The following is a 16,140-nucleotide window of genomic DNA, read 5'->3' as shown; positions in this document are numbered from 1 at the left end:
CAAGCCATGCCCAAGCGAATTTTGATCGGCGTCGTCACCAGCGATAAGGCGACCAAGACCCGGCGCGTGGAGATTCAGCGCTTGGTGAAGGATCCGCAGTACGGCAAGTACGTGCGGCGGCGCACCGTTTGCCATGTGCATGACGAAAACAATGAGTCCGCGCAGGGCGACACGGTGGAGATCGTCGAGACGCAGCCGCGCAGCCGCACCAAGTGCTGGGATCTGGTCCGCGTGGTCGCCAAGAACCGCGGGGTGGACATTGCCGCCATGCGGGCCGCCGCCCGTGCCAAGACAGAGTCGGAAATCGAGTCGGCTTAGCAGCGCCCCCGCCAGACCCAGGCAAGATTTTAGGTAGTCAACCATGATTCAGATGCAAACCCGGCTCGATGTGGCCGACAACACCGGCGCCAAGGAAGTCATGTGCTTCAAGGTGCTCGGCGGCACCCACCGTCGCACGGCCGGGCTGGGCGATATCGTCGTGTGCAGCGTCAAGAGCGTGATCGCCGGCTCCGACATCAAGAAGGGGGCCGTGGTCAAGGGGGTCATCGTCCGCTGTCGCAAACCAACGCGGCGCAAGGACGGCAGCTATGTGCGGTTCGACTCCAACGCCCTAGTAATCATCGACAACGACAAAAATCCTCGCGGCACCCGCATCTTCGGCGCGGTGGCCCGTGAGCTCCGCGACCGCAATTTCATGAAGATCGTCAGCCTGGCGAGCGAGGTGGTGTGATGCATCTACGAGTCGAAGACATGGTCGAGGTTCGCACCGGCGACGATCGCGGCACGCGCGCCCGCATCTTGAAGGTGCTTCCCGACGCCGGCAAGGTGGTGGTCGAAGGGGTCAACCGCGTTTACAAGCACGTTCGCCGCAGCCAGCGGAACCCGCAGGGCGGCCGCTTGTCGAAGGAAATGCCGATCCGCGTGGCCAATGTGCTGCTGGTCTGCAAGTCGTGCGGCGCCGCGACGCGCACCGGCGCCCGGTATCTGGACGACGGCAGCAAAGAGCGGTTTTGCAAGTCGTGCGGCGCGGGCAATGGCCAGGTCGCCCCCGCCCGAGCCCGTTACGCGAAATCGGCGAAGAAATAAGAGGATACGAACGTGGCTGCCAAAGAGAAGCAAGACAAACCCAAGGCCGAGAAGGCCGACAAGCCCAAGAAGACCAAGGGGGGCGACGAGCCCGTCTCGGCCAGCACCGCCGTGCCGCGGCTGAAGCAGAAGTACCTGCAAGAGGTGCTACCGGCGTTGGCCGAGAAGTTTGGCCGCACCAATGTGCTGTCGCTGCCGCATCTCGAAAAGATCTCCGTCAACATGGGCGTCGGCGCCGCGATCACCGAAAAGAAATATCTCGAAGAGGCGCAAGCGGCGCTCACCCAAATCTGCGGCCAAAAGGCGATTATCACCAAGGCCCGCCAATCGATCGCCGGCTTCAAGCTCCGCGAAGATCAGCCAATCGGTTGCAAGGTCACGCTCCGCGGCAATCGCATGTGGGAGTTCTTGGATCGTTTGGTCTCGCTGGCGCTGCCGCGTGTGCGCGACTTTCGCGGTGTGAACCCCAACGCCTTCGACGGCCACGGCAACTACAGCATCGGCCTCTCCGAGCAATTGGTGTTCCCCGAACTGAATCCTGACAAGTACACCCGCCAGCAAGGCATGAACATCACGCTGGTGTTTTCCACCAACAGCAACGACGAATCGCGCGAGGCGCTGCGGCTGTTGGGACTTCCGTTCCGCACGGCCGACCAATCGGCTGGCGCGGCGTAGCATTGTTCCGTTTCTGATTAGCCCGAATATCCTTTACCGCTGGATTGACAGGAAGCCGCATGGCGAGCAAGTCAAAGATCGCGAAAGCCAAGCAGACGCCCAAGTTTTCCACCCGGCGCGTCTCGCGGTGCAAACTATGTGGCCGGCCTCGTGCCGTGTATCGCAAGTTCGGCGTGTGCCGCATTTGCTTCAAGAACTTGGCGAACGAAGGCCTGATTCCTGGCGTTAAGAAGTCGAGCTGGTAAGCGCTGGCGCGCAAAGCAAGAGGATCCAGATTCCTATGATGACCGACCCTATCTCCGACATGTTGACCCGCATTCGGAATGCGGTGCGTGTCGAGCGTCCTGCCGTCGAGATGCCGCTGTCGAAGGTCAAGCGGGGTGTGGCCGAAGTGCTCAAGCGCGAAGGCTACATCTGGGATTTCGAGGAGGTCGAATCGGCGCCCGCGCGGCAACTGCGGATTCACCTCAAGTACGGACCCAACGGCGAACGCCTGATTCGTCATATTCGCCGCGTCAGCAAGCCCGGCCGTCGCATTTACAGCCGCTCGGCCGAGCTGAAGCCCGTCCTCAACGGCCTGGGCATCCGCATCATCAGCTCCAGCCGCGGCGTGATCAGCGATCGCGAGGCGCGCCAGCGCAACCTGGGCGGCGAAGTCCTCTGCGAACTTTGGTAGTCCCCGAAACGCGAAGCATCCCCCTCCGGTTAAACCGACCACGAATCAATAGCCTGCCGAGCCACGAATCATGTCACGCATTGGAAAACTGCCGGTTGCCGTGCCCGACGGCGTCAAAGTCCAACTCACCGACAGGTTGATCCAGGTCGAAGGCGCCAAGGGCAAACTGGAATTCGCCCATCGTCCCGAGGTGAAGGTGGCTTACGACCAGGCCGCCAAGACGATTACCGTCACCCGCGAGAACAACGAGCGGTTGTCGCGCGCCCTGCACGGCCTGACCCGCGCCTTGATCCAAAACATGGTGCAAGGCGTGTCGAAAGGGTATGAAAAGAAGCTGGAAATCGTCGGCGTCGGCTACCTGGGAGCGATCTCGGGCAACGTCCTGCAAATTCGCGCCGGCTACGCCAACGAAGTTCACAAGCAGATCCCCGCAGGGCTCAAGGTGACCTGCCCCGATCAAACGCACGTCGTGATTCAAGGCGCCGACAAGCAGTTGGTGGGCCAGTTCGCGGCCGAAGTGCGTGCGATTCGCAAACCAGAACCGTACAAAGGCAAGGGCATCCGCTACGACGGCGAACAGGTCCGTCGCAAGGCCGGCAAGGCGACGATCAAATAACGTCCCGCTGGCGCGAGTCGACGGCCCCGATGTCACGAGAGCGAAGGTAAACCGCAGTGAACCACGAAAAAACAATTGCCAAGCAACGCCAGCGCCGCCGTTTCCGCGTGCGCAAGACAATTCGCGGAGACGAGCAGCGCCCGCGCTTGACCATCCACCGCAGTCATCAACACATTTACGCTCAAATCATCGACGACGATGGCGGCCGCACCTTGGCGGCGGCCAGCAGCATCGAGAAGGATGTGCGCGGCGGCCTCAAGTACGGCGGCAACAAAGACGCCGCGCAGGCGATTGGCCGCTTGGTGGCGGAGCGCGCCCTGGCCGCGGGCGTCAAGCAGGTGAAGTTCGATCGCCGCGAATACAAATATCATGGCCGCGTGGCGGCCCTGGCCGAAGCCGCCCGCGAGGCGGGACTCAGTTTCTAACCGTTCGACAAGAATTGGAGCGCGACCCAGCGTGGCTAACGAAACAACACGTGGCGAGTTGATTGACAAAGTGGTGAAGATCCGCCGCTGCGCCGCCGTGGTCAAAGGCGGTCGCCGGTTCAGCTTCGCCGCCATGGTCGTGGTCGGCAACGGCCGCGGCAAGGTCGGCTGGGGCTACGGCAAGGCGAACGAAGTCCCCCCGTCGGTCGAAAAGGCGGTCAAGGACGGCAGCCGCAGCATGAAAGAAATCACGCTGGCCGGCGCCACCATTCCGCATGCCGTCAAGGGACGCTACGGCGCCGCCCAGGTCGTGCTCCTGCCCGCCAGCCCCGGCACCGGCGTCTTCGCCGGCGCCAGTGTTCGCGCGGTGTGCGAGGCGGCTGGCATCCACGACATCCTGACCAAGAGCTTCGGCTCCAACAACCCCATCAATCTCGTCAAAGCCACGCTCGACGCGCTGCATCAACTGCGGTCGCCGCAAGACATCGAGCGCCTGCGCGGAGTTTCGCTGGCATGAACATTCACGACGTCCATCAAAAGATCAAAAAGAACAAAAAGCCGCAGCGGCTCGGTCGCGGCGAAAGCTCCGGCACCGGCAAGACCGCCGGCCGCGGCCACAAGGGCCAAGGCCAATTGGCGGGCTGGACCGCCCATCCGGCCTTCGAAGGCGGCCAGATGCCGTTGGTGCGCCGCATTCCCAAACGCGGTTTCAACAACCAATGGGCGCGGATCGTCGTCAGCGTCAACTTGGGCGAGCTCGACGAGTTGTTCTCGGCGGGCGAAGAGGTCACCCCCGAGACCCTCAAGGCAAAAGGCCGCTTGAAGGTCCGCTACGAACTGCTCAAAATTCTTGGCAATGGTCAATTGACCAAGAAGCTCAAGATCTCGGCCCATCGCTTCAGCGCGGCGGCCGCCGAAAAGATCAAGCACGCCGGCGGCGAAGCGGTCATTCTGCCCGGCCCAGCGCCGGTCAAGCGTCCCGAAAAAAGCAAAGGCAAAGCCAAGCGGGCGGCTGCCAGCAAGTAGTCGCGCGGGTCGTGCCCCGATGGATCAGGGCTCGTGACCGCTTGCGCAGCGCGCGAAACGGACTAGAACTATGTGGGAAAAAGTTCGCGTCATCTTCACGATTCCTGAGTTGCGGCAGAAGATTCTGCTCACGCTCCTCTTCTTGGCGATCTATCGCGTGGGCTGGTTCATCCCGCTCCCGATCGTCAACCAGGAGGTGATGCGCAACTTCTTCAAGAACGCCGGCAACCAAGGCGTCGGCGCCATGCTGCAGCAGGTGGCGGTGTTCAGCGCCAGCCAGTTGAGCGAGGCCACCATCTTCGGCCTTGGCATCATGCCGTACATCTCGGCGTCGATTATCTTTCAACTCCTCGGCAGCGTGTGGGCTCCGCTCGAACGGCTGCAAAAAGAGGGGGAAACCGGCCGCAAAAAGATCAACGAGTACACCCGCTACGCCACCGTGGCCATCTGCCTGGTGCAAAGCTGGTTCTATGTCGCCTGGCTCGTGCGTTCCAATTTCGTGCGGGCGGAGTTTCTCACCTCCGGCGGACATCTTTGGTTTAGTTGGACCATCGTGGCGGTGGCCACCATGACTGCCGGCACCGTGTTCCTCATGTGGCTCGGCGAGCAGATCGACGAGTTCGGCATCGGCAACGGCATCAGCTTGCTCATCATGGCCGGCATTCTTGCCCGCATGCCGCAGGCTGGCTACGACCTGATTGCGCCCATTTTGCAAAATGGCATTCAGCTAACCGGCGGTGGCGTGGGCGAAATGGGGGTCGAAACCCTGATCGTGCTCGCCGTGCTGTTTGTCGGCGTCATCATGGGCGTGGTGTTCATCACGCAGGGTCAGCGCCGCATTCCCACCCAAAGCGCCAAGCATGTGCGCGGACGCCGGGTGTTTGGCGGCGGTCGGCAGTATCTGCCGCTGCGGGTCAATCAATCAGGCGTCATGCCGATCATCTTCGCCAGCAGTCTGTTGATGTTTCCGCAGATCATCTTCGCCACGCTGTATCAGAATTTTCCGAACAGCGGCCTGCTGGCCGGGCTCAACGACGCCTTCTCGCGCGGCACCTCGTTCTTTTACAACGTGCTGTACATCGTGCTCATCTACTTCTTCTGCTACTTCTGGACGGCCATCACCTTCAACCCCAAGGACATGGCCAACAACCTCAAGGATTTTGGCACGTTCATCCCGGGATATCGGCCGGGCAAACGCACTGGCGACTACCTCGAAAAGGTGATGATCCGCATCACGTATGTGGGCGCCGGATTTTTGGCCCTAGTCGCCATCTTGCCGACCATCGTCTCCAGTTCGCTGGGCGTGCCGTTTCAGATCGCCAGCTTTTACGGAGGAACCGGCTTGCTGATCGCGGTGAGCGTCGCTTTCGATCTGGTGCAAAAGATCGATAGCCACCTCGTGATGAGAAACTACCGAGGCCTTCTGGAAAAGTAGCCGCCGGACGCCGGTCAAAGCCGGCGTCGCAGGCTCCGAGAGTGCGCCCATGCGGATAGTCTTCATCGGTCCGCCCGGAGCCGGAAAAGGTACCCAATCGGCCAACATGATTCGCGAGCTCGGGATCCTGCACCTGAGCACCGGCGAAATGTTGCGCAAGGCTCAACAAGAAAAAACCCGGCTCGGCCGGCTGGCTAGCGACTACATCAACACCGGGCAACTGGTGCCCGATCCCTTGATTTTGCAACTCATTGGCGAGCGGTTGGTGCAACCCGATTGTCAGCGCGGCTATCTGCTCGACGGCTTTCCGCGTACCCTGGGGCAGGCCAAAGCGCTCGACGAATACCTGCATCAGCAGGGCACTCCGTTGGATGTGGTGATCGAACTGGTGGTCGACGAGGCCGAGTTGACGCGCCGACTGTCAGACCGCGGTCGGTCCGACGACAACCCCGAGATCATTCGCCAACGGCTCCGCTCTTTCCAGGATCAAACCCGTCCCTTGATTCGTTACTACTCCGACAAAGGATTGATGGAGGCGATCGACGCCATCGGTACGACGGAAGAAGTCTTTCAGCGCATCATGCAAGCTATCCAACGCCACACACCCACCGCCTAGAAAACAAACGCCCCCTACCGTGCATACCCTTCGTTCCCCACGCGAGATCGCGCTGATGCGCAAGGCCGGCCTGGTGGTCTGGCAGGCCCACCAGATCGCCCGCGAGATGGTCCGCCCCGGCGTCACCACCGGCGCAATCGACGCCGCCATCGACGAGCACATTGTCAACTGCGGCGGCATTCCGCTCTTCAAAGGGGTGCCGGGCAAAATCCCGTTCCCCGCCGCCTCGTGCATCTCGGTCAACGACGAAGTGGTGCATGGCATTCCCGGTCCGCGCCAGCTCAAAGAAGGAGACATCGTTAGCATCGACATCGGGGTGAAGTTCGATGGCTGGTGCGGCGACTCCGCCTACACCCATCCGGTGGGCCAGGTGGCGCCAGACGTGGCGCGGCTCTTGGACATCACCAAAGGCGCTTTGCAGGTGGCCATTGAAAAGATGGCCACCGCCAAGGTATGGAGCGAGGTGGCCGGCGAGATGGAACGCTATGTCAAAGACGCCAACTTCTCGGTGGTCGAATGTTTCGTCGGCCACGGGATTGGCCGCGACATGCACGAAGACCCGCAGGTGCCAAACTTTGTCAGCGGCTCGCTGCGTCGCAACGGCGATTTCAAGCTGGAGCCGGGGTTGGTGATCGCCGTCGAGCCGATGGTCAACATGGGGGGCAAACGCGTCAAGGCGCTCGCCGACCATTGGACCCAGTCGACTCACGACGGCAAGCCGAGCGCCCACTTCGAACACACGATTGCGATGACGCAAAACGGCCCCTACGTGCTCACCGGCCCCCCCGATCAGCCGGCGCCGTGAGGGTCTAGCGCCGCCAAATGGCGGGACAGCAAAAGCCGCCAGCGAAAACCAACCGGCGGGGAGCAAAAATCACGCCGTAGTGCCTTGCGTTGGAACGGCCAGGACTCATATACTTAGGTGCTTTCGACCTAGCCACTAGAGCGGTCAAGGATTGCGGTCATGAAGGTTCGCGCAAGCGTCAAGCGGATTTGTGAGCATTGCAAGATCGTGCGCCGGCGCGGCGTGGTCTTTGTGGTCTGCAACAATCCACGTCATAAGCAGCGTCAGGGTTAAGATTTAGCGCTTTTTGGCGCCACTAGGGATGCATCGCGGCCCCGCCGCGTAGGGAGAATCGGTTCATGCCTCGTCTGATGGGTGTAGATATCCCGAACGACAAGCCCGCTTGGGTGTCGCTCACGTACCTGTATGGCGTTGGTCCCAAGTCGGCGCTAGAGCTCTGCCAAAAGGCCGGAGTCAATCCGCAGGCCCATGCCCGCGAACTGGCCGAAGACGAGCTGGCCCGCATCTCGGTGCTGCTCGACAAAGATTACACCGTCGAAGGCCAGTTGCGTCGTCAACTGGCGCAGAACATCGCGCGGCTGCGCGACATCAACTGCTATCGCGGCATCCGGCATCGTCGTGGTTTGCCGGTGCGCGGCCAACGAACCAAGACCAACGCCCGTACCCGCAAGGGCCCCAAGAAGACCGTGGCCGGCAAGAAGGGCGTGAAGGACCTCCGCTAATCGCGGCCAGGTTCGGCAAGTTTTAGCGAAGTCATCACACAGGGAGTTCAATCGAGTGGGTAAGGCAGCAGCGAGCTCGGCCGGCGCCAAACGTCGCAAGACGCGGCGCAACGTCACCGCCGGCATCGCCTACATCAAGGCGACCTTCAACAACACCACGGTCACCATCACCGACACCAAGGGCGACACCTTGTGCTGGTCGAGCGCCGGCACGGCGGGCTACAAGGGAAGCCGCAAGAGCACTCCCTTCGCCGGCCAGATGGCCGCGCAGCAAGCCGCTGAAAAGGCCTCCAAGTTCGGCGTCAAAGAATTGGACGTGCGCGTGCGCGGGCCAGGTTCCGGACGCGAGAGCGCCATCACCGCGCTACAGGCCGCGGGCATGACCATCCGCTCGATCGAAGATATCACCCCGCTGCCGCACAACGGTTGTCGCCCTCCCAAGAAGCGCCGCGTCTAAACTCCGCTATTTCGCCGCGCGGCAAACACGCTCGCCGGCCCGCATTACACCCCACAACTCACCTTTGCAGTCGATCAAGGTTTAGGTACTCATGGCTCGTCACGTTGGTCCGGTTTGCCGGCTCTGTCGCCGCGAAGGCCTCAAGCTGTTTCTCAAAGGCAATCGCTGCGACACCCCCAAATGCGCGGTCGAGCGCCGCAGCTCGCCCCCCGGCATGAACCAGTCGCGTCGCGCCAAGCTCACCGACTACGGCGTGCACCTGCGCGAAAAGCAGAAGGTCAAGCATTACTACGGCGTGCTGGAGCGCCAGTTCCGCACCTATGTCACCATGGCCGAGCGCTCCAAAGGCAACACCGGCAGCACGCTGATGAGCCTGCTCGAGCGCCGCCTGGACAACATCATCCATCGCCTCGGTTGGGGGCTGAGCCGCGCTCAGGCCCGCCAGTTGGTCAATCACGGCCATGTTACGATCAACGGCCGCCGGGTCGACATCCCCAGTTATCTGGTCCGCGCCGGAGACGTGATTCGCGTCAAAAATCGCCCCAAGAGCGTGCAATTCGTGCAGTCGAACATGGCCGAGAATCAGCGCCAGGTGCCCGACTTCTTGAGCGTGATCGAAGGCGACCTGCCCGAGGGAATTGTCACTCGCCTGCCCGACGCCGAAGACGTGTCGCTGCCGGTGCAAACGCAGTTGATCGTCGAGTTGGTGTCGCGCTAGTCAACACGCCCCGCGACGAACCGCACACAACGCCCGTTACAAACAACACACAGTCTGGCCCCGCCTGGGAGGCGCGGCCATTCGCCTTTGCAAATGGAGACGGTCCATGCGTATTCGATGGCGTGGTCTCGAACTGCCCAGTCAAGTCGCCGCCGAGCGCGCGACGTTGTCGTCGACCTATGGCAAGTTTGTCGCCGAGCCGTTCGAACGCGGCTTCGGATCGACCATCGGCAATAGCCTGCGCCGCGTGCTCTTGTCCAGCCTGGAGGGGAGCGCCGTCACGCAGATCAAGATCCACGGCGCCCAGCACGAGTTCACCACCCTGCCGGGCGTGGTCGAGGATATGACCGACATCGTCCTCAACTGCAAGTCGCTGATCTTCAAGAACTACAGCGAACAGACCAAGGTGGTGCGGATCGAAAAGAACACCAAGGGGCTGGTCACCGGCGCCGACGTCAAGACCGACGAGGCGGTGGAGGTGATCAACAAAGACCACGTGATCGCCACCCTCACGCAGGACATCCCCTTTGTGATGGAGATGGTGGTCGAGAATGGCCGCGGCTACGAGGCGGTGGCCGAGCGCGACCAGCAATCGCAAGAGATCGGCATCATTCCGGTTGACGCCGTCTTTAGCCCGGTGATCCGCGTCCGCTACGAGGTGGAAGAAACCCGCGTGGGTCAAAAGACCAACTACGACAAGCTGACGCTCGAAATCTGGACCAACGGCACCGTGACGCCCGAGATGGCGCTGGTGGAGGCGGCCAAGATTTTGCGCAAGCACATCAACCCGTTCGTGCAGTACGCCGAGTTGGGCCCCTCGGTCCATGCCGAGCCGCGCCGCGGCGGCGCCGGCGACGCCGCGCTCGAGGCCAAGCTGGGCATGAGCCTCTCCGAGCTCAACCTCTCGGTCCGCGCGATGAACTGCCTCGAGTCCGAGAACATCCACAGCCTCCGCGATCTGGTGCAGCGGGCAGAGGAGCAACTCCTCGAAGTGCGCAATTTCGGCGATACCACGCTCAACGAAGTCAAGGAAAAGCTGACCGACCTGGGCCTGCGGCTCGGCATGCGTGTCCCGGCCGGGTCGCGCTGATCGACATCAGCATTCCGCCTAAGTTAAAAATCACAGTCCGCGAAATTATCCGACGGGATCGATCGCCATGAGACATCGCAGAAAAGGCCGAGTGCTCGGCCGCTCCCCCAGCCATCGCAAGGCCATGTACCGCAACATGGCGTCCAGCCTGCTGCTCACCGAGCTCGAGCCGATCGGCCTCGATAACGATCCCAAGATCAAGGGTCGCATTGTCACCACGCTGCCCAAGGCCAAGGAAATTCGGCCTTACGTGGAAAAGTGCGTGACGATCGCGCGCCGTGCGCTGCCGCACCTGGAGAAGGCGGGCCAGTTCGCCGCCAAGGACGAGCGCGGCACGCAAGGCTGGAAGGCCTGGCGCGAGAGCGATCAACACGCCAAGTGGGTCGCCGCCATGGCTCCGGTGGTCGCCGCCCGGCGCCGCGCCCTGCGGTTGTTGGGCAACAAAGACGCCGTGCGCGTCTTGTTCGATTCGGTGGCGCCCCGCTTCGTCGATCGGCCCGGAGGTTACACCCGCATCCTCAAACTCGCCAAGCCGCGGCTGGGCGATGCCGGCGCGCGGGCGATCATCGAGTTTGTCGGTGTCCGCGATCGCGTCACGCAGCGCGCCCCGGCGCCAAAGTTCGAAGGCGAAACGGCCGACGCCCGGTAGTCCTGCCGTGGCGCCGCCAACACGCGAGTCACGGATGACTTGGCACGCGGCTCAAACCGGCTTCGACTTCACCGCCGCCATCCGGCGAGTCTGCGACGATCTGACCAGTCGCCTGCCCGAGCTGGCGCACATCGACGTCGCGCGGGTGGCCATCGCCTGGAGTCGCGCCCGCAACGGCCGCGCGCACGGCCTGCAAGCCTCGCTCACGCCGCTGCGCTTCGCCGGCGGCGAATTGCAATCGCTCCGCGGTCGCCGGCGCTGGACGCTGCAGCGCCTCTTTGACCCCGCGGGCGCCGAGTATCTTTACATCCTGCGGTTCTACCTGCCGCGCTTCTTGCAGCAACCGCTGGCCGAAAAACTCTGCACCATCGTGCATGAGTTGTGGCACATCGGCCCCGCCTTCGATGGCGACCTGCGGCGCTTCGCCGGCCGCTGCTACGCCCACAGCCGAAGCGAGCGCGACTACGACGACCTGTGCCGCGCCCTGGTGGAAAAGTGGCTGCGCCTCGCGCCCCCGGCGGAGCTTTATGACTGGCTCGCCGACGACTTCGCCGCCCTCTGCCGCCGCCACCAGCGCGTGACCGGGCAGGTCATTCCCGCGCCGAAGCTCATTCGGCTTTAGGGGTTAAGCCAAGCGGTCACATCCCGCGCTCCGTTGAGCCATTGGCGGTCTTGGCCGACGGACGCGCTGGAATCTCGTTGCTGGCTGAATGGCCCACAATTAAGATCGCTTTGACTTGGTTTGGCCAATTTTCTCGTCTTTCTGGTGATATTTCATGTGGGAATTTTTCACGAAACATACACGACGATTGACGCGCAGTCGCGACCGTGTTGAAGCCCACATGACCTTTGGCCAGACCTCGCTCGGTCGCAGCCTGTCGCGCACGGGCCTGTTGCTCAAAAAGCAGCTTTGGATTTGGCCGATCGTGGCAGTTTTCCTTTTGGCGATCGTCGGCTACGTGATTAACCGTTCGATCCACCAAACGATGGAGGACAGCCTGCGGTCGGAGTTGCAAGCCCTCATGAATATCGAGCGCTCCATGCTCGAAAAGTGGTTCGCGGTGCAGGAATCGAGCGCCGTGGGGTTGGCCAACAACACGGATGTCCGCAAACACGTGAATCAATTGCTCACGGCCGCCGATCAACCTGCTCCCAGCGCTCCCGACCAGGCCGCCAGCTCCGCTGGCAACAGCGAAGCGCGACTGCAATTGGAAAAGGAGTTAGAGCCGGGCATGTCCGCCCACGACTTCGTCGCATTCATGGTGGCCGATCGCGAGTTGCGCATCGTGGCGGCGACCGCCACCGAACTCGTCGGGCAAGTCATTCCGCAATACGCCGGTTTTCTTGCGCGCACGCTGGATGGAGAGCCGACCGTCTCCAATCCCATGCCCAGCGTAGTGGTCCTCAAGGACGCTACGGGGCGCACACGAACCGGAACGCCCACGATGTTCGTATGCGCGCCGATCCGCAACGATAGTTTTCAAGTCGTCGGCGTGTTGGCGTTTCGCATTCGCCCGGAGAAGGAATTTACTTCGATTCTGCAGCTTGGCCGGATTGGTCAAACGGGTGAAACCTATGCCGTCAACAAGGACGGCTTGATGGTCTCGAATAGCCGGTTTGACGAAACTCTGATTCTGCTGGGCCTTTTGCCCGATGAGGATTTGGCCGCGTCAATCTTGAATCTGCAGGTTCGCGATCCCGGTGGCGACATGACCCAGGGATTTCGCCCCAAGGTCCGGCGGCGAGAGTTGCCGCTTACCAAGATCTGCGCCGCGGCCGTGGCCGGCACGTCGGGAATCGATATGCAGGGCTATCGCGACTATCGAGGGTCATATTCGGTGGGCGTTTGGTCCTGGTTGCCCAAGTACCAGTTGGGGCTCATCACCGAAGTTGACACCGGCGAGGCCTATCGTCCGTTGGCGATCTTGAAGCGGGCGTTCTTCGCGATGTTCGCTCTGCTGGGACTGGGGGCGCTGGCGATTTTCGTGTTCACGATCATTGTGGCGCGTCTCCAACGCAAAGCCCAGAAGGCCACCATCGAAGCCAAGCAACTAGGACAATACCGCCTGTTGGAGAAGATTGGCGCCGGCGCGATGGGGGTCGTCTACATGGGGCAACACGCCATGCTCCGCCGCGCCACGGCGATCAAACTGCTCGATGTGGAACGGGTCAACGAGGCGTCGATCAAGCGGTTTGAACGCGAGGTGCAGATCACCTGCAAACTCAACAACCCGCACACCGTCGCGATTTTTGATTACGGTCGAACTCCGGAGGGCGTGTTTTATTACGCGATGGAGTACCTCGACGGACTCAATCTCCAAACCTTGGTCGAACAGTACGGTCCCCAGCCCGAGGGTCGTGTCGTCAGCATTTTGCGCCAAATCTGCGCCTCGCTTTTCGAAGCGCACTCGCTGGGTCTGGTGCATCGCGATATCAAGCCGGCGAACATCATGCTCAATCGCCGTGGCGCCGAGCCCGATGTGGTCAAGGTGCTCGACTTCGGCCTCGTCAAAGCCATCGACGAAGAGAAGGAAGGGCGCGAGGGCGGCAGCGAGATGTCTGGCACGCCGCTCTACATGTCGCCCGAATCCATCCAAACGCCAGATTCGGTCGATGCTTGCAGCGACCTGTATGCCGTGGGCGCGGTGGGTTACTTCCTGGTGACCGGTCAAACGGCGTTCAGCGCCCAAACGCTCCGCGAGCTTTGCCAACAGCACCTCACGGCGATCCCCGAGTCCCCCTCACGGCGATTGGGTCGGTCGATCTCCGCCGAACTCGAGCATGCGATCCTGGCCTGTCTGGAAAAGAGTCGCGCCAAGCGACCGCAGACGGCGCGCGATCTGGCGGCAATGCTCAATCGTGTCGCTTCGAATTGGTCATTGGACGACGCGGAGGCTTGGTGGAGTCGTCACGAACGCGGTCAAGCGCGCCCTCCACAATCTTCGGCCGCCACCGGCCAGGAAACCGCCGCTAATCGGAACGCGGCGACCGCCGCTTCTGGCAGCACCTCGTTCACGACAGAGGTGGGAACCGCGTCCTCCAGTTTTGACCAGACCGCGTTTTTTGAGCCGCCCGATGCGCGTCCAAAAGACAACTAGCCACGCCCACTGATTTCGACATTTCCCAATTCTGGAAAAAAGCCGTGCGCGGCGGCGCGAGCGCTGCCGCTTCGTCGCCGATCTCGATCTGCGTTCGCGTCAGCGAAATCGCCGTGAGCGACGCCACCAAAAGAATATAGAGAACGGTTGTTTTGCCACTGCCTTTGGTCTCTGCCTTGTCTCCCAGCACGCGCGCTAGTCCCACGATGCCGACCAGCAGCAGCACCCCGTCGCCGGTCAGCCACCACGCCGCCCCCACCGCCAGCGCGGCCAGCAACCTCTGGGCGCGCGACATGGCGTGAAAGCCTCGCCCGCCGTCCAGCGAGCCAAGCGGCATCAGATTAAACAGGTTGATCCACGCTCCCACGCCCGCGATCGCGGCAAACACCGGCAATTCGGTCGCGCGCCACAGGCCCAGCGCCACCAGTGCGGCCCCCAGTCCGTAGATGGGCCCCGCCAGGCCGATCGCCGCGTCCTCCTTGGGATTGACCACCTGCTGCTGCATCCGAATCAACGCGCCCAGCCCCGGGATGAACATCGGCGCGCCGGCGCGAAATCCATAACGCCGCAGCGCAAAGACGTGCCCCATCTCATGCACATAGATCGACAGCACCATCCCCAGCGCAAACTTCCAGCCCCACATCGTCCAATACGCGCCCAGCGACAGGAGCATGGTGAACAGCGTGGTTCCCTTGGTGAGCCCCAGCAACAGCGCTTTGAGCTTCCACAACAGCAAGCCCAGCGCGCCCACGCCCGCCGCCAATCGTAGCGCGGGTGACTGGCGTTCGGCCGACGCGGCCCCGCTGCCGCGCTCGATGCGACTGCCCAATTCCGTGATCTTCGCCGCGACCACCTGATGTTGCCGCGAATCCGCCGGCAGCAATTCCAAGGCCTCGCGCCAGGCGGCCATGGCGGCGGTCGCATCGCCGCGGTCGCTGGCGGCGTTCGCGGCCAGTGCGAGTTCAGACAGCCGATCGGCGTATACCAGGCGACCGCAGCCAGGGCAGGCCCGCATCGCCGGCGCCAATTCACTGCCGCACTGTCGGCAGATCGCCACGATTTCGGCGGGAATCGTCAAGGCGATTCTCCAGCGGCCGCAATATCATCCGCAGGCGTCGGGCCCAACTGATAGGGTCCGGAGATCGCCAGCGGGCGGCGCGCATTGAACTTCCACGCCTCCCACAGCGCGAAGCCTACGATCAACAGTCCAATCGGGTTCTCGGCGCCGCTCAGCACCGGCACGGCCAGCGAAAACAAAAAGGCCAGCGCCGCAATCATCGCCAGTGCGGTCACCAATTCGCCGGCGGTTATCGGCCGTTCATCCGCTACTGGGGGCGCTGCGGCCGCTGCGTCTTTGGCCGCTTGATTCGCGGCGGGCGCGTCGACCTCCACTGCCGCCGCAGCATCGCCTGCGGCTTGTTGTTCATTGGCAGCTTGGGCCATCGGATCGGCGGGCAGCGCATTAGGGTCAGCCGCCGCTTGGTTCTCTGGCGCGGCGCTGAAGGCCGCCTCGAAAATGTCGGGCATGTAGTTCGCCGCGATGCAGCAGTAGGTGATCGTCACCGCCAGCAGTTGATATCCCAAACCGCCTTGGTTTCTCGAACCCCAACGCACTCCCTTGCCCACCATGTAGCCCACCACCACGGCGATCAAGCCGACTTCGATCTGGGCAAGGCGCCGCACAGCGAACCATACGATCATGCCGACAAGGCCCGCTGCCAGTCCCATGACCGACGCCTTCGCAAACCGGCCGATCCTGGTGCCGGCGACCGGGGCGTTCAACTGCTCGCGGCAAGCGGGGCAGACCATCGAGTCGGCGATGGCGTAATACGTGTCGGCGATGGGCTGGTCGCAGAGAAAACAGTTCCGACTGCGCGATTCGGCCGACCCTTCATCGCCCGCCGGTTCGACAGTGTGGAATTGCAGTTCGTTAGCCGAGTCCACAGGCGGCGACGAGTCCGGCATATTTACCCCGATCATGGTTGGCGCGGCGCTACCAATAACGCCTTGGCCGAGTGGCGCGCCAGTGTGCGCGCCGGCCGACGG

23 protein-coding genes are annotated in these 16,140 nt (G+C 62.5%); 21 read left to right on the top strand and 2 right to left on the bottom strand.

The features are described from left to right. Window positions 1-6: 6 nt before the first annotated feature. The 21 genes from rpsQ (at window position 7) to K1X71_10875 (ending at window position 14,094) form a co-directional block, all read left to right on the top strand. Complete coding sequence (gene rpsQ, locus K1X71_10975; GenBank protein ID MBX7073659.1) at window positions 7-318, top strand: 30S ribosomal protein S17; 312 nt, start codon at window positions 7-9, stop codon at window positions 316-318. Between the two features lie 43 nt (window positions 319-361). Further along, complete coding sequence (gene rplN / locus K1X71_10970; GenBank protein MBX7073658.1) at window positions 362-730, top strand: 50S ribosomal protein L14; 369 nt, start codon at window positions 362-364, stop codon at window positions 728-730. Continuing rightward, on the top strand, window positions 730-1,086 hold the full coding sequence (rplX, locus tag K1X71_10965) for a 50S ribosomal protein L24 (GenBank protein ID MBX7073657.1): 357 nt from the start codon (window positions 730-732) through the stop codon (window positions 1,084-1,086). Before rplN ends, rplX begins: the two co-directional genes overlap by 1 nt. A 111-nt stretch (window positions 1,087-1,197) precedes the next feature. Then, the gene (gene rplE / locus K1X71_10960) at window positions 1,198-1,761 is read left to right on the top strand and encodes a 50S ribosomal protein L5 (GenBank protein ID MBX7073656.1); all 564 of its coding nucleotides are present in this window, start codon (window positions 1,198-1,200) and stop codon (window positions 1,759-1,761) included. Window positions 1,762-1,820: 59 nt separating this feature from the next. Beyond that, window positions 1,821-2,006, top strand: a complete 186-nt coding sequence (locus K1X71_10955; GenBank protein MBX7073655.1) for a type Z 30S ribosomal protein S14 — start codon at window positions 1,821-1,823, stop codon at window positions 2,004-2,006. Between the two features lie 35 nt (window positions 2,007-2,041). After that, window positions 2,042-2,437: a 30S ribosomal protein S8 gene (rpsH, locus tag K1X71_10950; GenBank protein MBX7073654.1), complete on the top strand. Its 396-nt coding sequence runs from the start codon at window positions 2,042-2,044 to the stop codon at window positions 2,435-2,437. 70 nt (window positions 2,438-2,507) lie between these two features. Beyond that, window positions 2,508-3,053: a 50S ribosomal protein L6 gene (gene rplF / locus K1X71_10945; GenBank protein MBX7073653.1), complete on the top strand. Its 546-nt coding sequence runs from the start codon at window positions 2,508-2,510 to the stop codon at window positions 3,051-3,053. 56 nt (window positions 3,054-3,109) lie between these two features. Then, a complete protein-coding gene (gene rplR / locus K1X71_10940; GenBank protein MBX7073652.1) occupies window positions 3,110-3,478 on the top strand; it encodes a 50S ribosomal protein L18 in 369 nt (122 codons plus the stop codon). Further along, window positions 3,423-3,995: a 30S ribosomal protein S5 gene (rpsE, locus tag K1X71_10935; protein MBX7073651.1), complete on the top strand. Its 573-nt coding sequence runs from the start codon at window positions 3,423-3,425 to the stop codon at window positions 3,993-3,995. The genes rplR and rpsE overlap by 56 nt, the downstream gene beginning before the upstream one ends. Continuing rightward, the gene (gene rplO / locus K1X71_10930) at window positions 3,992-4,504 is read left to right on the top strand and encodes a 50S ribosomal protein L15 (protein MBX7073650.1); all 513 of its coding nucleotides are present in this window, start codon (window positions 3,992-3,994) and stop codon (window positions 4,502-4,504) included. The genes rpsE and rplO overlap by 4 nt, the downstream gene beginning before the upstream one ends. A gap of 70 nt (window positions 4,505-4,574) precedes the next feature. Continuing rightward, a complete protein-coding gene (gene secY, locus K1X71_10925) occupies window positions 4,575-5,939 on the top strand; it encodes a preprotein translocase subunit SecY (protein MBX7073649.1) in 1,365 nt (454 codons plus the stop codon). Between the two features lie 49 nt (window positions 5,940-5,988). Next, the gene (locus tag K1X71_10920; protein MBX7073648.1) at window positions 5,989-6,555 is read left to right on the top strand and encodes an adenylate kinase; all 567 of its coding nucleotides are present in this window, start codon (window positions 5,989-5,991) and stop codon (window positions 6,553-6,555) included. Between the two features lie 55 nt (window positions 6,556-6,610). After that, complete coding sequence (gene map, locus K1X71_10915) at window positions 6,611-7,360, top strand: type I methionyl aminopeptidase (GenBank protein MBX7073647.1); 750 nt, start codon at window positions 6,611-6,613, stop codon at window positions 7,358-7,360. 159 nt (window positions 7,361-7,519) lie between these two features. Further along, the gene (gene rpmJ / locus K1X71_10910; protein ID MBX7073646.1) at window positions 7,520-7,633 is read left to right on the top strand and encodes a 50S ribosomal protein L36; all 114 of its coding nucleotides are present in this window, start codon (window positions 7,520-7,522) and stop codon (window positions 7,631-7,633) included. Between the two features lie 65 nt (window positions 7,634-7,698). Next, window positions 7,699-8,082, top strand: coding sequence for a 30S ribosomal protein S13 (gene rpsM, locus K1X71_10905; protein ID MBX7073645.1), 384 nt, complete (start codon window positions 7,699-7,701; stop codon window positions 8,080-8,082). Window positions 8,083-8,137: 55 nt separating this feature from the next. Next, window positions 8,138-8,539: a 30S ribosomal protein S11 gene (gene rpsK / locus K1X71_10900; protein MBX7073644.1), complete on the top strand. Its 402-nt coding sequence runs from the start codon at window positions 8,138-8,140 to the stop codon at window positions 8,537-8,539. Window positions 8,540-8,630: 91 nt separating this feature from the next. After that, complete coding sequence (rpsD, locus tag K1X71_10895) at window positions 8,631-9,257, top strand: 30S ribosomal protein S4 (GenBank protein ID MBX7073643.1); 627 nt, start codon at window positions 8,631-8,633, stop codon at window positions 9,255-9,257. A gap of 106 nt (window positions 9,258-9,363) precedes the next feature. After that, on the top strand, window positions 9,364-10,347 hold the full coding sequence (locus K1X71_10890; protein MBX7073642.1) for a DNA-directed RNA polymerase subunit alpha: 984 nt from the start codon (window positions 9,364-9,366) through the stop codon (window positions 10,345-10,347). A gap of 67 nt (window positions 10,348-10,414) precedes the next feature. Further along, window positions 10,415-10,996, top strand: a complete 582-nt coding sequence (locus K1X71_10885; GenBank protein MBX7073641.1) for a 50S ribosomal protein L17 — start codon at window positions 10,415-10,417, stop codon at window positions 10,994-10,996. Between the two features lie 34 nt (window positions 10,997-11,030). Next, complete coding sequence (locus K1X71_10880; protein ID MBX7073640.1) at window positions 11,031-11,618, top strand: hypothetical protein; 588 nt, start codon at window positions 11,031-11,033, stop codon at window positions 11,616-11,618. Window positions 11,619-11,772: 154 nt separating this feature from the next. Beyond that, window positions 11,773-14,094 (top strand): serine/threonine protein kinase, encoded by a 2,322-nt coding sequence (locus K1X71_10875; GenBank protein MBX7073639.1) that lies wholly within the window; start codon window positions 11,773-11,775, stop codon window positions 14,092-14,094. Here the strand turns inward: K1X71_10875 and K1X71_10870 are convergent. Both K1X71_10870 and K1X71_10865 read right to left on the bottom strand, forming a co-directional pair. After that, window positions 14,009-15,172, bottom strand: a complete 1,164-nt coding sequence (locus K1X71_10870; GenBank protein ID MBX7073638.1) for a hypothetical protein — start codon at window positions 15,170-15,172, stop codon at window positions 14,009-14,011. The genes K1X71_10875 and K1X71_10870 overlap by 86 nt on opposite strands. Then, complete coding sequence (locus tag K1X71_10865) at window positions 15,169-16,038, bottom strand: hypothetical protein (GenBank protein MBX7073637.1); 870 nt, start codon at window positions 16,036-16,038, stop codon at window positions 15,169-15,171. The genes K1X71_10870 and K1X71_10865 overlap by 4 nt, the downstream gene beginning before the upstream one ends. Between the last annotated feature and the right edge of the window lie 102 nt (window positions 16,039-16,140).

Source organism: Pirellulales bacterium, from assembly GCA_019694455.1.
GTDB lineage: Bacteria > Planctomycetota > Planctomycetia > Pirellulales > JAEUIK01 > JAIBBY01.
Note: the sequence above shows the minus strand (reverse complement) of the source record. Positions and strands in the feature narration are given on the sequence as shown.